This is a genomic window from Chryseobacterium sp. CP-77, from assembly GCF_036362765.1.
In the GTDB taxonomy this organism is placed as follows: domain Bacteria; phylum Bacteroidota; class Bacteroidia; order Flavobacteriales; family Weeksellaceae; genus Chryseobacterium; species Chryseobacterium cupriresistens.
In genome coordinates, this window is the sequence record NZ_CP143637.1 from 2380408 (window position 1) to 2399147 (window position 18740).

Below are 18740 nucleotides of genomic sequence, written 5' to 3' on the forward strand. Positions count from 1 at the left end.
TCTGCAAAGATACAAAATATTGGAGAGTTAGGATTAAAAAATAAAAACCACTTTATAAAAGTGGTTTTCAGGGATATGCTTTAAAAGTTTTTTTCTTTAAATCCGGGAGCGTTCTGATCTTTTTCGGAAAGTATGGCATCTTTTTCATCAACCTTCCAATCAATATTAAGATCAGGATCGTTGAATTTTACACTGCCTTCTGATTCTTTATTGTAAAAATTATCACATTTATAAGAAAATACAGCATGGGTACTTAGTACAGCAAAACCATGTCCGAAACCTCTCGGCACATACAACTGTAATTTGTTTTCAGCAGTAAGTTCTATTCCGAACCATTTTCCGAATGTAGGAGAATCTTCTCTAAGATCTACAGCCACATCCCAAACGCTTCCTTCAAGACAGGAAACCAGTTTTGCCTGGGCATGTTCTCCTTTCTGAAGATGCAGGCCTCTTAATACTCCGTAGGAAGATCTGGAAATATTATCCTGCACAAAGTGCCCGTTCATTCCGGTAAGTTCCTCAAATTTTTTTTCGTTGAACTTTTCAAAGAAATAGCCTCTTTCATCTTCAAAAATAGTAGGCTCTATGATGTAGCAGTCTTTAAGCGGGGTTTCTTTAATTTTCATAATAGTTAAAAACTCTATTTCAATGTGGTTATTAATGTTTTAAACAAGATCTTGATATCGTTTTTGAAAGACATCTTTTCAAAATACTCCAGATTCATTTTTACTTTGTTCGGAAATAACACTTCATCATTGTAAGCTAAAGGATCTTCCTGATTTTCCAGAAGGTATTCTTCGTCTCTGTATTTAATACTTGCTTCACAGGTAAGCCCGGGTTTCAGCTCCAGAACTTTCCTGTCTTCTCCGACAAGTTTATCGTAATACCCTTCAATATCAGGCCTGGGACCTACAAAACTCATATCACCTTTTACAATATTAAACAATTGCGGAAATTCATCGAGCTTAAATTTTCTGAGAGTCTGCCCTATTTTTGAGCATGTTCTCTTCTGTTCATGAATTGTTTTAATTTTAAAAATGGTAAAAGGTTTTCCATACTGCCCTATCCGGGTCTGAAAAAAGATTCCGTTGGAAGATGTATCCAGACTTGCAATCACAAATAAAATAATCAGCACAGGCATAAGAAAAAGGATCAATAATGCCGCTAAGGCAAAATCAAAAACTTTTTTCCAATATTTGTACTGATTCATTAAATTCAAATAATATTAAAGTCCAAAGTAAGAATGAACAACCTTTGCTATCCTTTCTTTGTCATTCTCTGACAGATTAGAGCCTGAAGGAAGGCATAATCCGTTATCAAAAAGTTTTTCAGAAACATTCCCGCCATAATAAGGAGAAGTTTCAAAAACCGGCTGTAAATGCATAGGTTTCCAAAGCGGTCTTGATTCTATATTGTCTTCTAAAAATGCAAGTCTTAAACCTTCTCTGTTTTTTCCTGTCATTTCCGGATCAACAATCACTGCAGATAACCAGTGGTTGGAATAAAAATCATCATTCGACTCTGAGAGTACAGTTACCCCTTCAATATTGCGGAAAAGGTCAACATAGAAATTGTGCATTGCTCTACGGGCTGCAACCCTATCTTTAAGCACTTCCATCTGTCCTCTTCCTATTCCTGCTACAATATTGCTCATTCTGTAGTTGAAACCGATGTGTGAATGCTGATAGTGGGGAGCATTGTCTCTGGCCTGTGTAGAAAGGAAAACGGTTTTATCTTTATCTTCCTGAGTATGACAAACCAAAGCTCCACCTCCGGAAGTGGTAATAATTTTGTTTCCGTTAAAACTTAAAATCCCAAAACGTCCGAATGTTCCGCAAGCCTGTCCTTTATAAGTTGAGCCAAGGGCTTCAGCAGCATCTTCTATCAAAGGTATCTGGAATTCCTGAGCAATGGCAGTAATTTCGTCCATTTTTGCCGGCATACCATACAGATGTACGACAATGATTGCTTTAGGTTTTGTTCCTTTTTGGATTCTGTCTTCGATGGCTTCTCTCAGCGCTTTAGGGCACATATTCCATGTAACCGGTTCGCTATCAACAAACACAGGAGTTGCTCCACAATACGCAATTGGATTAGCTGAAGCAGAGAAAGTCATGGATTGACAGATTACCTCATCGCCATGTACAATTCCGCATTCGATAAGAGCAAGGTGTAATGCTGCAGTACCTGCAGACAGCGCAGCCACTTTGACACTTCCTCCTAAAAACTGCTCCAGGTCACCTTCAAATCCGTTAACATTAGGTCCCAACGGAGCTACCCAGTTTTCTTCAAATGCTTCGTTGATGTATTTTTGTTCATTCCCTCCCATATGCGGTGAGGACAGCCAGATTTTAGTATTCATATTTTTGATTAGTAACTTGTTTATATAATATTTTTCTTGATAATTCTCCCCGGATTTCCCACAATAACTGAATAATCGGGAACATCGGTAATGATGACCGCACCTGCACCAATTACACACCATTTTCCTATTTTGATTCCCTGGATTACAGAAGCTCCTATTCCAATCTGAGAGCCTTCACCTACTTCCACTCCTCCGGCAAGTGCTGAATTAGGAGAAATATGAACAAAATCTTCAATCACACAATCATGATCTACAGATGCATTGGTATTGATGATACAATGTTTTCCAATGGCCGTATCTGCATTAATGACCACGCCTCCCATGACTACTGTTCCCTCTTCTATTTTCACAGAACCTGAAATGATTGTTTTGGGATGTATTAAAGTGCCCATTTCATGATTAATCTGTTCTGCAATTTTCTTACGGGTCAGATTATTTCCAATTGAAATAATAAGTTTTTCTTTATCATCCGGTAAATTATTCAGAACCGGAAATCCATAGCATTCCTTTTTAGTGACATCCTGATCTATGAATGCCTTAATTTTTATGTCATTAGCAGCAGCAATATCTGCAATTACCTTTCCATGTCCGCTTGCTCCAAATAAATACATAGCTATTATTTAATTTCCTTGAAATGGTTCTATGGTAACGTGTCCATCGGCTGAAATACCTTCTCTTATAAAAACTTTCTTTATAGTAAGAAATATTATTTTTAGATCCAGAATAAAGGATACATGATCCACATACCAGACATCTAAATTAAACTTTTCTTCCCAGGAAATAGCATTTCTACCGTTAATCTGTGCCCAGCCGGTAATTCCGGGTCTCACTTCATGTCTTCTTGCCTGATGCTCATTATAAAGCGGCAGATATTGTACAAGAAGAGGTCTGGGGCCAATAAGAGACATATCTCCTTTCAAAACATTAATTAACTGTGGAATTTCATCCAGAGATGTTTTACGGACAAATGAACCCACTGCTGTTAATCTTTCTGCATCTGATAAAAGATTTCCATTGGAATCCTTTTTATCATTCATTGTTTTAAACTTTATAATTTTAAATACCTTTCCGTTCTTCCCAGGTCTTAACTGAAAGAAAAATGGTTTTCCATCATTGGATAGGAACAATCCTACCATCACAATAAGAAAAATCGGAAGCAATAAGGTAATTCCCATCAGAGAAAATACAAAGTCGAAAATCCTCTTTAAATAATTTTTATACATTCTTAAAAGTTAGATACATTCGTCATAATACATCATGAGATTCTACTCAGTTTCTTCTGTTTTTGCTGTATTACTAATCCCAATAATTATTGAACTAAAGTACAAAAATTCCGGTATATTAAAAAGATTACAAGATGTCTGTACGAGTGTAAAATATTGCAAAAATAAAGCAAAAATCAGTTTATAGTATATATTACTTTTTTTTATGTTCAAGAATATAGAAGCATTTTGGAATACCTTCAAAAATTTTAGAAAATAAATAATTAACCCCAGAATGCCGGTAGCCATTAAAAGCTCTAAAAAGATATTATGTGGGTGAACTCCATCCTTAAATAATATTCTTCCTCCTAAAAAAGGGTTTGAATTAAAAATTTCAATGGCTCCTCTATATAGTGGGCCTCTGCTTGATGTATCTCCCTGGGCAATCCATTTATACATTCTATTGAAGCTTGCTATTTGTTCATCTCCATATTGTTCGTGGAGAAAAATCAGTGCTATAAATGACAAGGCCATTATAACTGCATATAACACATATTTTTTGTTTTCCTTCAAAAGAATAAGGTAAAAAGAACATACAAAAACCGCAATTAACGGGCTTCTTGCCATAGATTGAATCACATTAAAGATTCCTAATAAAAGACAGAAGAATAAAAAATAAGAATTATAGTCTTTTTTACAAAATAAAAGTAAAAATAACGATATAATAAATAATGAGGCTCCAATATGGCCATACATTATGTAATATGTACTAAAAATATGATCTAAGTTTATATAGCCATATATGTAATTGAAAACAAGAAGGGCACATAAAACTGAGATACAGAGTTTTGTAATACTTTTGAAATTTACTTTGTTGTAATTAATACATAATAATGCAATACTTGGTACAAGTACTATAAATAAAATCCTGAAAATATCTTCATTTTTTGATTGTAGTACTTCCTGATTAAAAGAATAATTATTGAACGAATAGATAAGTTTGATGATATAAAAAATCCAAAATCCAATAAGGCTTACCAGTGAAATATTTTTAAAACTAATATTTTTTCTTTCTCTATAGATGATAAATATAGAAAAGACAATAATAAAAATCCGATACGGTATAGAAAAGTCCCTGGGATTCATTTCTAATGGTTTTGCAAAAGAAATGGCAACAGTATTTCCTACCATAACAGATAACAGGAATAGTTTATCAATGAAATTATTATTAACAGTAATTTTCAAAATAAAGCCTATTTTTTATTTCAGCCAGTGCAAAGCTACTTCTTTTGCTTTACGGAATGAAATAAAATAGCATCCATGTACTTTTTCCCCAGTACCGGATACGTTCTGTTTTCAAAAATCCATTGTCTCCCTTTGTTGCCTATGGTCATTCTTTCCTCGGAACTCATATTGGCATAAAATAGAATTGCGTTTTTAATATCTTCTGCAGATGTACTGTTGATAAATCTACCGCAATCCGCTTCATTAATCATGGAAGGATATCCTGTATAAGAAGCTATTATAGGTTTTGCAGCCAACATATATTCAACCACTTTATTCATAGATTGCCCATAATCCCATACTTTCGAATCTTTCGTAGACAAATAAAGAATATCACAAGCTTCGAGGAAAAATTTAACTTCAGTTTGCTGGATTCTTTGTAAAAATGTAACATTGGAACAATCTTTTAGCTGTTCTTCGTAAGATTCTCTGAGATCACCGCTTCCAACAAGTACAAAATGAATATGACGATCTTCCTTCATGGTCTTTATTGTTTCAATAAAAGGCTCCAATGCATTGGTAACTCCCATACTCCCAGCATAGCCAATAATTACTTTATCTGATGGCATTACCTCCAAAAACGGATTCTTTTCTTTTAAAAAGTCTTCAGAATAGTTATCAGGATCGAATCCTAATGGGGAGCAATGAAAAGGTCTTTTATACCCTAATAATTGTTCTACATGTAAATCCAGCCTCGGCATTGTTCCTGCAACCAAATCAGCTTTCTTATATCCAAATTTTTCTATGAACCCTATCAGTAAAACAAGAGGATGCCATTTTGAGAACCCAGCTTCCTCCGTCATCGTTAAAGGCCAGATATCACGGATTTCAAAAAGCAAAAAGCTTCCAAACTTCTTTTTCAGATAATAACCATAAATAATGGTAAAAATAGAAAGTGAAGAAACAATAACCACATCAGGCTTTGCCATCCCGGAAAGTTTCATTGAGAAAAGCTTTCTTTCAAAATCAAACCAGGACAATATTCTGTCTATAGATGCGGTTTTGATATATTTTTTAGTTTTAATCCATCTTATAGCCACTCCATCCTGCTCTTCATCGTTATATATTTTATCAGTTTCAGGACAATGGGTGAAATGATTAGAATCTGAAGTTATCATGAGGGTATTATTTCCCTGTCTTTTAAACTCTCTTGCCAAATAAAACAACCGTGAGGGAACTTTTGCGTATTGTGGCGGTGAGGCATATTTGGAAATCAGCCAGATATTCATCAGTAGGTATGTGCTTATTTTAAATTTATAATTTCTTGAAAATACCCTTTATTATCATTGATATAAGGATTTTGATTAGAATAATATGAATATTTAAGTGAAATTTTTTCATACATCATATTCACCTCATCTGTATCCAGCATCTTCCACCATCCATAGAAAATATGGGTATAATCCTCAGAAGGTGATAATCCCTTATCCCCTTTTTTAAGATTACTTCTAAAGTTGCTATTATTCCCATCAACGAAATTATTGAAAGAATAAGTTCCATCTTTAGGATTATATACTGCAATATTATTCAACAATTGTTTTGAAAGTAATGTGTTAAGCTTGTTGAGATATTTAAATTTTGTATCATCAGATTGAAATGCTAGTTTCAGAATATGAAGATAGGCTGGCATCCTTGAAAAGTGAGAAGCATCCCAATTAACACTCTGATTTTTTTTAAGGACTACATCCTGAAAATTAGGATGGTCCTTCCAGACATTTGGCTGCAGATACCAAACATTATCCTGAAATACTACTTTTTTCTGCATTACCTGATAAAAGAGGTTTCTAATGTTTATCAAATCCCTGGTAACAGTAATTGAGGCATCTTTTTCTATAAGTGAAAGACTAACCCCAGTTCCCATGATATAAAGTTCAAGATCTGTAAATGCGCTATAATAGCTCATATCTCCATTATATTCACCACTCAGCAAATACTGTACTCTTTGCTTTACTCCATAGAATTTCCTGGATTCTGCTTCCCAAATATTTGCATAAGTATTGTTCCAATAGTTTAATATTTCCTTTCTGATGAAATTAAACATTTTTGTTTTTTCTGCATCGCCACGTATTCCGCTTCTTCTGAGATATTCGGAAACTGTAAAATAGAAAGTTCTTTTGCTTAAATCATCTATATCTGCTCTATTCTTTATGGTAAGCAGCCTTTCATACGTAAAAAGGATCTGCAGTCTTTTTATAATTTCCTGATTTTTTGTATCATAACCATATTGTATCGGGATATATAAAAAGGCGGCACAATCATAAGCTGCATTGGGCCAGTTTGCCATTTTTGTTTCAGAAGCAAAAATATCATTGTAATGATTGATGAGATTGACAATTTCTGTGGTTTTCAGATTTTGTTGTCTGAACACAGGTTCCACCAATATTAATGATGTTTTGCTTACAGATGCTTGTACCATCAAGCAAGTGCTGATGGTACAAAACAAATAAATAAAAATAAACCTCAGTTTATAAATTAATAAATTTTTCATCTATAAATAGGCATTTATAATTAGCATCTATTATTGTTTATACAATTTTGGAATATTGTTTACTATTTTTATCACACGTTCAAAATCAAGTCCTAAAGTATCCAGATACCATCTGATGTTTTGATAACGCGGTGCATTTTCTATTTCAACAAGTTCTAGCGCTCTTTCTCTTGTCATTTGACCTTCTCTGATCTGATTACTTCTGAATGTATCGTGCTCTGTAAAACCAGCTACAGTATAATATACATAATTATAAAAAGCAGCGGTACCATCTCCAATTCTCCAGGTAGTAGTAGTGTCTATTGCTTTTTCCCAGTCATAATCATTTAAAAGAGTATTATCTACCTGCTCTTCATCCCATCTCCAATAATCAAAAATATGATAATAATCTTGTTTTTCTGTGAAGCTACGATAATATTCACCAGACAAAGTATCCCAGAGTGAGCTATTGAAATATCCCGGGCTCTGCATCATAGCTCTGAATCTTTTAGAATGATATCTCAGCTGTTTCATTGCTCCATGGCTGTATACTCTTTTTTCCTCAAAATCAGGTTCAATATCTAAAAATCCTGTTTTAAAGTGAGTTACTTCCAGCGGGTTTACCCCCCAAAGGTTAAGATTGATTCCTGTTTGCTTTTTAATATCTTCTACGTATCTGAAGAAGTGCTTATCCCCTGCAGTAAGCATTGCCATCATTCCTAAATGTGGAGATTTCAGCCATGCTTCAAGATTCATTCTGATATTCTTTCTTTTGAGTGAAATATCTGCTGCTACAATAATATTTTCTACACCAAGGTCTGCACACATACGGCTGATATTTCGTCTACCAAGATCCGTCACCATTCCCCAATCATAGGTATATGTAACAGGTTTCATTTCCAACTCTTTAACAATAAGGTGTAATCCGTAGCAGCTATCTCTACCTCCAGAAAAAGGAACGATACAATCTAATTCTTTCCCCTTTCTTCGGTAAGGTTCAACCAATTTAAATAATTCTTCTTTGGGTTTCGGATTATTTCTTGGTTTATAATTTTTACAGTAATTACATACTCCTGCCTCATCAAATTTTATAAAAGGCATTGTTTCAGGAAGTATACATTTTGTACATCTCTTGATGTTTATTTTTTTGTATTCCAGTAAACCTTCTTCAATGGTATTAAATTTAAATTCAGGAATTAGATTTTCCACTCTGCTTTTCTCATCTACAATAGTGAGTTTTTCTTCTGAAACAGGAATATCAAGAATCATTGCTTCATCTTTTATCTGACTGATATTCTCGCATCCAATAATTTTGAGTCCATAATTTTCTGAAGCAAAATAAGTTTTACCGTCATTATACCCCACATACAGGCTTCCATTATTGGAAAAAAGAAGCAGTTTCCCTTTTTCCGGCAGCACAAGAGCACATGCAATAACTCCCTTACATAAGGAAAGTATTTCTTTGGGAAGATCTTCAACTTTGTTTTCCTTATTACTAAGAAATTCTTCTGCAATGGCTACAATGGCTTCAGAATCAATTTTCAGCTGTCTGCTTACTGATAATTTATTCCAGACTTCTTCTTCATTAACAATAATACCATTATGTATAGCACATATATTTCCTCTCACCACAGGCTGATTATCACCCAAGCCATTAGTAATCAACCTACTGTGTCCTAACACAATATTATTATTATACGGCTGTACTTTATTCAGTAATTTTTCAATACTATAATCTGCTCTGTTTATTTTATAGTAATTGTTTTGATAATAGATCAAACCGCTGGAATCCATTCCTCTTTGTTCTGAATGTTTTACCAGAGTTTGAAATTTTTGCTTGTTTATACGAGTCTTTGATACGACTCCAAAAATTCCACACATTTGTCTTTATTATTTATTCTTTATTTTTTAAAATATGATTATACATTTTTAATAATTCACTTTCCTGAAAGTTCCAGCTAAGAGGGTAAAGGTCTTTTTTGACCCTGTTTTCCAGATCTGAATGTTCAACATCCTTTACAATTTCAAATAAGCTTTCGGCATTTAAACCGCTACATTTTCCTAAATTATATTCATCAACAATTTTTTTGATATCCGGAAAATCTGACGCTAAAATATACAATTCTGAAAAAGCATACTCAAATAATTTATTGGGTAAGCAATAATAATCACTTAAAGAAACAGCCTCTACAAGACAAAGCCCTACATCTGCAGATGTAGACACCTCTACTACCTGGTGATGAGGAACAGCCGCATGATAATGAATATTATCATTATTAAGTGCTACTTTTTTAATTTCATCAACATATTCTCCATAGCCAATAAAAACAATGTGTGAATCTACTTCTTTTCTTTGGAAAACATCCAAATACAAATTTACACCTCTTCCTACTTCACTTATTATTCCCAGGTATAAAAATATTTTTTTTCCTTCAGGGATATTAAATTTTTCTCTTAGATAATTGTTTTTACCATTTCCTTTTGACGAAGTGTCAAGCAACGGTGAGTTTAATATCAATACACTTTTCTTTTTCCCAAGATGTTTATCATACCAATCAATAATGGATGGGCTTACACTAATCAGGATATCAATATCTTTCCACAATATTTTTTCAATGAAAAGAGTATATTTTGAAAGTATTTTTGATTGTCCTGCCTTATCGGATTCAAGTTCATGGGCATCATAGATTAGTTTTGAACCGCAAAATAATTTGATCATTTTTGCAATAGGCAGATACAGGGTATCATGACAATGAATAATATCCGGTTTGTATCTGATACCAGGAAAAACCATTCTAATAAATGCCTCTATGAGATTAATAAAATACCTGACAGGTCTTGGTAAAAATTTCAGATTTTTTGTAGCGATATTGAACACCTTAATAAAAGGTATCTGTTCTGTTTCATATTTATGTCCCTCAGAGTCATCAATTCCAAAGGCTATCAAAGTTGTGTTTTCAATTTTTTGAACCGCCTTCAACTCTTTTAAAATCCTGCTGTCATATCGGATATCTGTAGGTGAAAGATGAAGTATTTTTTTATTCATTATTTTTAGTATATCTAGGCATTAAATAAAGTAAAAAACAAACGGCTAAAAAACCACCCGAAATAAGTGCTGTAAAAAAAGCACCATTGATAAACAAAGCTCCAAAAGAAAAACTGGAAATTAAATATATTCTTGCATCTAATTTAAAGCTTGACATATCAAATACTCTAAAAAAATAAGCTCTCACAAGAGGAAATACCAGTAGTGAAGCCCACCCAAATTGTGCATAGTCACTTCCAATCAAACCTGTATTGGAAGACATATCCGGGTCATTAAAATAAGTTGCTGCTATTATATAAGGGGAATTATTTTTATGATTTACATTGGTTTCAAACCAGTGCCCGAAATGCTCTCTGAGATAAAGTAATTCATGAGTGGAAAAATAATCATAATGAAAATAGGCTAACAACGTAGGGGTAAAATAAGTTCTTGAATAAAGGCCAGCAATACTGATCTGAACACTTTCACTTCCAAATTCAACAAAAAATATCAAAATAAGATTGAAGCCAATAAATGCATGCAGAAGATACTTGTTGTATTCTTTTTTATAAAAAAAATAAATAAGTATGGTCAATATCAATAATACGAAATCTGTTTTATGCGCACCAAAAGAATACATCATTAGGCCAAAGAAGAAAAACACACAGCTTAGAAAAACATTTTTCTGTATCAAATAATACATAAATGAAATTGTAATAAACATACTTGCTATCGGCCTCAGATAATTAATAAATGAAGGCATATTTAATTCACTGACTTTTGCTCGTATTTCATACACTTCTTCAAAATCAAATTTAATGTTAAAGCCATTATATATAACGGAAAAAACAATCATCATCAACACTACCGTATATAACAAAATTTTAAACAATATCATTGATTGTGAGCTGTCAAAAATTTGATAATATTTTACTTTTCCGTATCTTATATAAAACAAAAAGAGCAGAGCACAATATATAACACTATATAAAAAGAATTCAAAATTATTAGTATATACGCAAAACGTTAAATTTGGTAAAAAGTATAATAAATATATCACCATAAGAATTAAACTTGCAGGAGTATCCTTCTCTAAAATCTTTTTAAAAAAATAAGTATAAAATATTATAGCAACATAAGAAAGGTTATTAATTGTATGACTAAATTCTCTTACATAACCAAGATATCCATAATGTACAGATATTGAATTAACATAGAGATAATCTAAAGATAATTTATATATAATAAAAAATATTAATAGTGTAAAATACTTCATAGCAACAAAAATCAAGACTTATTAAATAGTAAAGAAAGTAATAAATATCTAAATAAAATTACTCCTACATAAATCCATATAAATAGATCGATAGTAGAGCTTTTCCCTAAAAAAAACGAGACAAGCAAAACCAAAGTAGTAATTACTTCCCAGACAAGAAAAATTTTATTCTTCCTTTTAACCAATACACCGCTCGAATAGTGTGAAAAAGACGCAGAAATAACAGTAGTGAAAATTATTATTTTGCTCATATCAAATGCTTTTCTCCATTTATTAATATCAAAAAATAAAGAAAAAAAGTATTCCCCAAAAATTAAATATATTATAGCAAATAATAGAGAAACTAAGAATAATAATCCGACATAAGTATTCATTTTCTTATTAAGCTTAGCTTTATTGGTTTCTGATAAATCCTTGTATATTAACCCGTTTAAGCTTTCAGAGATTAGGCTCAATGGTTTATTAACTATTTTAGAAGCCAAGAAATAATTACCTAAGATCGCTTCTCCAAAATAGTGCTTGATAAAAAAGCTGGGTAGCTCTGCATTAAAAGTATTAATAAAATATGCCGGCATTTGATGCAAAGGGAAGGATTTATATTTTATGATAATATTGTAAAACTCTCTGTAAATAAAATTTCTTCTTTGTATTTTCAGATAGAACATTATAAATATAGTTGCTATAAAATTAGGAATCACATATGATGATATCAAAATCCAATATGATAGTTTTATATAATAACCAGAGAGTATAATGATAACTGCAAATACAGAGTTTAGTATCATTGATGTACTTACAATATTCAATAAGCCTTTTTTAATAAGAATATCTTTTGATGCACTATATAAAGACTGACTAAATGCAACCAACGGTACAATTAAAAAATAAGAATCTATATTAAAAAATAACATTGAAATAAGTATAACAAAAAAAGAAATTAATGAAATGGTTATACTTAAAAAAATGGAAACAGCATACAGCATACTATATTCCTCACTCTTTGCTGGTAGCATAATTGCTTTGTTGTATGACAAAGTGTAAAAATAGGCTAATGGAGCCGAAATTGATAAAATAAACGACAGCACTCCAATTTCGTAATCAGAATAAATTCTTCCTGTGAGCGGAACCGCAATCAGTAATATTAATTGGGATAATATATTGCTACCTAAAAAAGATATTATTTTTGTTTTCATAAATTTAAATAATCTTCTTTAGTTCTCTTAAAAAGAGTTTTGTATACAATATAAATAAATAATTTAAAATTTTTCTTTACATAGGCTTTCTTGAGTTGTGAGAAAAAAACGTCAGAAGCTGAACTTTTTTTAAGAAATAATGGAGCAACTTCGCCATTTGTTAATGCTTCATGGAACTTTAAACCTTTTTTTTCATATCCTAGCACTACATTTAATAGTGTTTGAGGAATATGAGAGTCTGAGCTCCAAATTACAGGCTTTTTGTATTGTAGGGCCAAAAGATAAGACTTGTAGTTATTGATAACAGAAGATCTGGAATTAAATACTTCTATGACATCAACGGCTTGTGCCAATTCTTCTATTTGTTTGTGTCCGTCATATGGATGGGGTAAAATAAGTATAGCATTTTGTTCTTTTGCATCTTTATAAAACTCCTGCCATCTCATATTTGTAATTTCGTTTTTTAAATTTAATGCTATAACATCTCCTCTATCAGTTTTATATTCTGCAGCAGTAGGAATCTCCACATTCAGATTTTGTTCTTTTGCCTTTTTCTGAAGTTCTACACTTCCTTTTATTGTATCATGATCCGTTAAAACAACAAAATCAAGTTTTTTTTCTTTTATTATTTTAATTATTTTTTCAAGCGTATTAATTCCGTCGTAGGAATAGGTACTATGAAAATGAAAAATTCCTTTTCTCATCTCATTTACTTTGCGAACATTTTTTTTATCGTCCATAGTAATTTCATTGAATCAACAAAAAAGTTTTCAAACAAATTCGTATAAGAGTCCTTATAAAAATATTCTTTTATTTTATACAGTTTTCCTGTTTTAAATAAAACCAAAAGATCTCCATCTAAAACCCAAAAGAATTTTTTCCCAACTTCATATTTTTTTTCAATATGTTCTTCCACATTCTTTGAATAAGCCTCAATTAGGGTTTTACCAAAATTAAGTCCTAAGGCATAAGATAAATCCAGCGAGCCCCAAAATTTAGGGTTTAACTCTATCAAATTATATTTTTGGTTAGCCTCATCATATTTATACTCAATCATTAAAGGACCTGACCATTTTAAATACTCAATAATCTGTTTGGATATATTAAACATCTTTTCACAAAAAACCGACTTTGCAGCTGTACTGGATCCTCCCGTAATTGGTATTTCTCTAATGCGCTCATGCATATAGTAACTAATGATCTTACCTTCTTTAGCAATACAAAAAAAACCTCTGCCTACTCCTGATACCCGTTCCTGCATTAATAGTTTTATTCCTCCTGACAAATATGTTTGGATTTCATTAAACTCATTTTCAGAACCTGATTTTACATATATTGGATCAAATTTAGCTAAACTTTCATTACTTGATTTAACAACACAATTTTTATCTCTGCTATACAGCCTTAATTCTTCAAGATTTGAAAATAATCTGCATTCAGGATAATTTACATCTCTTAGAGAATTCAAAACTAGCATTTTATCTTTATTTAATGCTATTTCAAGGCTCTCTTTTGTAGGTATTAAACACAATTCTCTATATTTCTCCGAGCATATCTTCACAGCTTCACTTCCTACAGGAATTATGAATTCGGGTTTAACTTGTTTAACAGATTCTTCTAAACCTCCTATGATATAATCTTTACAATAGCCCAACCTTTTAGTAAAAAAAACGGCTTCTTTATCTGTAGCAAAAATCTGGTGCGCGTTTTCTCTATGCAATTCCCGCTGTATCGCAATAGAATTTTTATAATTTGCATCTGTTATCAAAATTCTCATACTTGCTTTGTAATATTCAAGGTTGAACAGAATTCAAGGATCTGACAGTATAATTCTTTCTTTTTTTCACTCTCAAATTCATCATTGTGCCAAAGTAATGAAAATCTCCCTCCAACTTTGTAACACTGAAAAACTAATTTTTTTATGTAATAAAGAGCTTTATCATCATCTATACTTATTTTAGAGTAATCTAAGACACTTCCCTCCATTACAATTAAAGGTCTTATTTCTATATTCAGAATTGACTTATTATAGATATCAAACGGTTGATAGGGAAAACAGGTTCCACATCTAAAGCCACCCGTTTCATGAAAGGTTAAGGTATTATCATATTTCTGCCCTACTATGGAAAGTTGTCTCAGCGTTTCAAGAAAATTGATTCTTAAATAATGCATTCTACCTCCAAGATCTGTTGGGATATTCAGTTCTGATAAAATTTTTCTGAGCTTCATCCATTCTGTTTTAATATGGGATTTTGATGATGCATTATAACTATAATGTATGCCTACTTCATGGCCTCTATTGTCTATTTTTTTTATAAGACGTTTTACAAAACCGGTATAGTTGTATCTAAAATCAAATTTGAAAGAGGTACTGGCCGGAATAAAATAAAATTTACTGATTATACCATATTTCTCTGAAACATCCATAAGCCAGTCAAATGTATTGGAACTCTCCTTATCAAAAAAAAATTTCCTATTGATCAAATAAGAAACAGCCAATTGAGGCCTTTTTACTAAATCTATAAGAAAAAGTGTAACGAATTTAGTTTTTGGAACACTGATATATCTTGATATTTTATCAACATCATGACTTACTTCATAAGAAAATCTATTTTGTTTGCAATCAATACCAGAGGCTAAAAGTATATTTCCAATAAAATAAATCCACTCATCAACTATTGGCCGAAGGTATAATTCATCATTGAATAAATGAGAATCTTTCAGTTCAAATCTGGAATGTTTATCTTCAGATTGTACTCCATATTCCTCTAATCTATTGAGAGTCCAAATCATGTATGATATAAAATCATAATTTATTGTAAAAGCATGATTTTCTTTCCTGATAAACCAGTCTATTTCTGTAACTCCAAATAAAACTAAATTTTCATTTGGAATTTCCCAACCAATTGTTTCTGAAATAAGCTCTCTGGATATATAACTTAAAGTATTTTCTTTCCTGAAAAATGCTTGTCTTCCATTATTAGTAAAATTAATAGTTACATAGTGGTCTTTATTAGAAAATATCAAACAAAAATGATCTTCAGAGAACTCAACCTGAACATTTACGTCAAATCTCTCTCTAAAAATTTGCCCCACCCAATCTTGCAACAGATTATCTGAAAGTATTTCTGAGAAATAATTACTTGTTACCAAAATTTAAAACTATAATGAAAAATTTCTACTTTTTATCATATATTCTCTCAATAATATCCACCACTTTCAATCCTTCTAAAGCATTCGTAGTAATGGTATTTCTTCCTTTTAATACATCTACAACGTTTTCAATAATAAAATGGTGATTGGCTGCAGATCCTTTATAAGCACCGTAATCATTTCCAGGGTTAGTTGGAGCCAATTCCGGCATTACATAGTCTTTTATATTACAAACTTCCACTTTGTCCATGTATTGTCCTCCGATTTTCACAGATCCATTTTCTGCGATAATGGTCATAGAACTTTCAAGGTTCTGATTCCATACTGAAGTAGAATAATTTAATGATCCCATTCCCCCATCAACAAAATCAAAGCTGACGAATCCTGAATCTTCAAAGTCTGTAAGTGTTGCATGATTAAAATCTGCAAATTTTGCCTGAATATTAGTAATATCACCGAACAGCCAGTACATAATATCGATAAAGTGAGAAAACTGAGTAAATAAAGTTCCTCCATCCAGATCTTTCTTTCCATGCCATGATTCCGGCTTATAATATCTGTCATCACGGTTCCAGTAGCAATTAAGCTGAACCATATAAATATTCCCAAGCTTTCCGCTTTCTACCATTTCTTTCACCCATGCGGAAGGGGGTGAATATCTGTTTTGCATTACAGCAAAAACTTGTTTATGCTTGTGCAAAGCCTGAAAAATAAGTTTTTCGGCATGCTGTTTTTTCAAAGCCATTGGTTTTTCTACCACAACGTGTTTTCCTGCATCTATCACTTTATAAGACTGCTCAAAATGGAATCCGTTTGGAGAAGCAATGTTGATGACATCCACCTCAATTCCTGAAGCCAGAAATTCATCCAGAGATGCAAAAAAAGGAACTTCATAATTTTCAATTCCCAGTAAAGATTTATCTTTGATATCAATTAATCCTACCAGTTCACATTCCTCATTTCTGGTGATCATTTCGGCATGTCTTTTTCCGATATGCCCGCAGCCAACGACTGCAAATTTTATTTTTTCACTCATTTGTATGTTTCTAAATTTTTGAAACTTTATTGTTTTCTAATTTGTATTTTTCTCCACTTTCTTCACAAACGGCAATATTTTCTGTATCAAATTGAAGTCTTTGTCCAAATTCACTCATCCAGCCCATTTGTCTGGCAGGGTTTCCCACTACCAATGCATAATCCGGAACTTCTTTTGTAACCACAGCTCCTGCACCGATAAAAGCGTATTGACCTATATTGTGTCCGCAAACGATAGTTGCATTAGCTCCGATAGAAGCCCCTTTTCCAACATGGGTCTTCAGATATTCATTTTTTCTGTTTACTGCACTTCTGGGATTTATCACATTGGTAAAAACCATTGAAGGGCCTAAAAAAACGTCATCATCACATGTTACTCCTTCATAGATGGAAACATTGTTCTGAACTTTTACATTCTTTCCCAAAACGACTTTGGGTGAAATGACAACGTTCTGGCCAATATTACATTTTTCGCCCAAAATGCAACCTGTCATAAGATGTGAAAAGTGCCAAATTTTGGTTCCGTTTCCTATTTGACATCCTTCGTCAATAACGGCTGTTTCGTGTGCAAAAAAATCCAACATATCTGGTTTTATATTATTTAAAATAATTTTTAATTTCTTTAATTATAAGATCCTGTACTTCTTGGTCAAATTCAGTATGTATTGGAAGAGAGATCACTTCTTGGCAAAGCTGCTCCGTAACCGGAAGACTAAAATCTTCCTCTACATATTGAAGAAAAGCTTCTTGTTTATAAAGGGGCAAAGGATAATATATCATACTTGGAATATTCTTTTCTGCCAAATATTTTTGTAATCCATCCCTTTGTCCATTTTTCACTTTAAGGGTATACTGATGAAATACATGGGTAGAATTCGCTGCTCTTTTAGGAGTTTGAATTTCTGATATACCTACAAGATTTGCATCATAATAATCCGCCATTCTGTTTCTGGAAGCTGAATATTCATCCAAATGCTTAAGCTTAATTTTCAATATAGCAGCCTGAATGGTATCCAGTCTTGAATTACAGCCTAAAACTTTATGATAATACTTCTTTTCTTGACCATGATTGGCAATCATTCTTATTTTAAAAGCCAGTTCATCATCATTCGTCATTAATGCACCTCCATCGCCATAACATCCAAGATTTTTTGATGGAAAAAACGAAGTACATCCGATATGTCCGATAGTTCCCGTTTTTTTTGTGTTCCCATCTGAAAACGTATAATCAGAGCCTATTGCCTGAGCATTATCTTCTATAACAAAAAGGTTGTGTTTTTCTGCAAATTTAAGAATTTGTTCCATATCAGCACTTTGCCCATATAAATGAACGGGAACAATTGCTTTGGTATTAGGAGTAAGATATTTTTCAAAATCTTCCAGCTGTATATCGAAAGTATCTTCATTTACATCTACCATTACAGGTTTTAATCCTAAAAGACCAATAACTTCAGCAGTCGCTACGTAAGTGAAAGCAGGGCAGATTATTTCATCGCCAGGCTGCAGATTAAGGGCCATCATGGCAATTTGAAGAGCATCCGTTCCGTTAGCGCATGGAATCACATGTTTTACTCCCAGATATTTTTCAAAATCCTGTTGAAATTCTTTTACAGCAGGACCATTAATAAATGCGGTACTATTAATACATTCCTGAATACTAATATCTACCTCCTGTTTTATTTTCAGGTATTGACCTTTAAGATCAACCATTTGAATTTTCATATTTTTAGTTTTTTGAGC

Annotated in this window: 18 protein-coding genes; all 18 read right to left on the minus strand. The window is 32.3% G+C overall.

Annotated features, from left to right (window positions below; genetic code table 11):
* Positions 1-80: 80 nt before the first annotated feature.
* The 18 genes from rfbC to V0410_RS10585 all read right to left on the minus strand — a co-directional run bounded on the left by rfbC (position 81) and on the right by V0410_RS10585 (position 18722).
* Entirely contained in the window at positions 81-626 is a 546-nt protein-coding gene (gene rfbC / locus V0410_RS10500) for a dTDP-4-dehydrorhamnose 3,5-epimerase (RefSeq protein WP_330747432.1), read from the minus strand.
* 14 nt (positions 627-640) lie between these two features.
* A complete protein-coding gene (locus tag V0410_RS10505) occupies positions 641-1210 on the minus strand; it encodes a sugar transferase (protein ID WP_330747433.1) in 570 nt (189 codons plus the stop codon).
* A gap of 15 nt (positions 1211-1225) precedes the next feature.
* Positions 1226-2362 (minus strand): DegT/DnrJ/EryC1/StrS family aminotransferase, encoded by a 1137-nt coding sequence (locus V0410_RS10510; RefSeq protein WP_330747434.1) that lies wholly within the window; start codon positions 2360-2362, stop codon positions 1226-1228.
* A gap of 20 nt (positions 2363-2382) precedes the next feature.
* On the minus strand, positions 2383-2976 hold the full coding sequence (locus tag V0410_RS10515) for an acetyltransferase (RefSeq protein ID WP_330747435.1): 594 nt from the start codon (positions 2974-2976) through the stop codon (positions 2383-2385).
* 9 nt (positions 2977-2985) lie between these two features.
* Positions 2986-3588 (minus strand): sugar transferase, encoded by a 603-nt coding sequence (locus V0410_RS10520; RefSeq protein ID WP_330747436.1) that lies wholly within the window; start codon positions 3586-3588, stop codon positions 2986-2988.
* Positions 3589-3630: 42 nt separating this feature from the next.
* Complete coding sequence (locus tag V0410_RS10525) at positions 3631-4812, minus strand: O-antigen ligase family protein (RefSeq protein ID WP_330747437.1); 1182 nt, start codon at positions 4810-4812, stop codon at positions 3631-3633.
* 35 nt (positions 4813-4847) lie between these two features.
* The gene (locus V0410_RS10530) at positions 4848-6080 is read right to left on the minus strand and encodes a glycosyltransferase family 4 protein (RefSeq protein ID WP_330747438.1); all 1233 of its coding nucleotides are present in this window, start codon (positions 6078-6080) and stop codon (positions 4848-4850) included.
* Positions 6081-6094: 14 nt separating this feature from the next.
* A complete protein-coding gene (locus V0410_RS10535; RefSeq protein ID WP_330747439.1) occupies positions 6095-7267 on the minus strand; it encodes a hypothetical protein in 1173 nt (390 codons plus the stop codon).
* A gap of 102 nt (positions 7268-7369) precedes the next feature.
* A complete protein-coding gene (locus V0410_RS10540; RefSeq protein WP_330747440.1) occupies positions 7370-9112 on the minus strand; it encodes a hypothetical protein in 1743 nt (580 codons plus the stop codon).
* Between the two features lie 100 nt (positions 9113-9212).
* A complete protein-coding gene (locus V0410_RS10545) occupies positions 9213-10364 on the minus strand; it encodes a glycosyltransferase (RefSeq protein ID WP_330747441.1) in 1152 nt (383 codons plus the stop codon).
* Entirely contained in the window at positions 10357-11619 is a 1263-nt protein-coding gene (locus V0410_RS10550; RefSeq protein ID WP_330747442.1) for an O-antigen polymerase, read from the minus strand. The genes V0410_RS10545 and V0410_RS10550 overlap by 8 nt, the downstream gene beginning before the upstream one ends.
* Before the next feature lie 11 nt (positions 11620-11630).
* Entirely contained in the window at positions 11631-12812 is a 1182-nt protein-coding gene (locus V0410_RS10555) for a lipopolysaccharide biosynthesis protein (protein ID WP_330747443.1), read from the minus strand.
* Positions 12809-13552: a PHP domain-containing protein gene (locus V0410_RS10560; RefSeq protein WP_330747444.1), complete on the minus strand. Its 744-nt coding sequence runs from the start codon at positions 13550-13552 to the stop codon at positions 12809-12811. Before V0410_RS10560 ends, V0410_RS10555 begins: the two co-directional genes overlap by 4 nt.
* Complete coding sequence (locus V0410_RS10565; protein ID WP_330747445.1) at positions 13522-14589, minus strand: hypothetical protein; 1068 nt, start codon at positions 14587-14589, stop codon at positions 13522-13524. The genes V0410_RS10560 and V0410_RS10565 overlap by 31 nt, the downstream gene beginning before the upstream one ends.
* Positions 14586-15965, minus strand: coding sequence for a polysaccharide deacetylase family protein (locus tag V0410_RS10570; RefSeq protein WP_330747446.1), 1380 nt, complete (start codon positions 15963-15965; stop codon positions 14586-14588). Before V0410_RS10570 ends, V0410_RS10565 begins: the two co-directional genes overlap by 4 nt.
* Before the next feature lie 25 nt (positions 15966-15990).
* On the minus strand, positions 15991-17001 hold the full coding sequence (locus tag V0410_RS10575) for a Gfo/Idh/MocA family protein (RefSeq protein WP_330747447.1): 1011 nt from the start codon (positions 16999-17001) through the stop codon (positions 15991-15993).
* A gap of 10 nt (positions 17002-17011) precedes the next feature.
* Positions 17012-17584: an acyltransferase gene (locus V0410_RS10580; RefSeq protein ID WP_330747448.1), complete on the minus strand. Its 573-nt coding sequence runs from the start codon at positions 17582-17584 to the stop codon at positions 17012-17014.
* Positions 17585-17597: 13 nt separating this feature from the next.
* A complete protein-coding gene (locus tag V0410_RS10585; protein WP_330747449.1) occupies positions 17598-18722 on the minus strand; it encodes a DegT/DnrJ/EryC1/StrS family aminotransferase in 1125 nt (374 codons plus the stop codon).
* Positions 18723-18740: the final 18 nt, after the last annotated feature.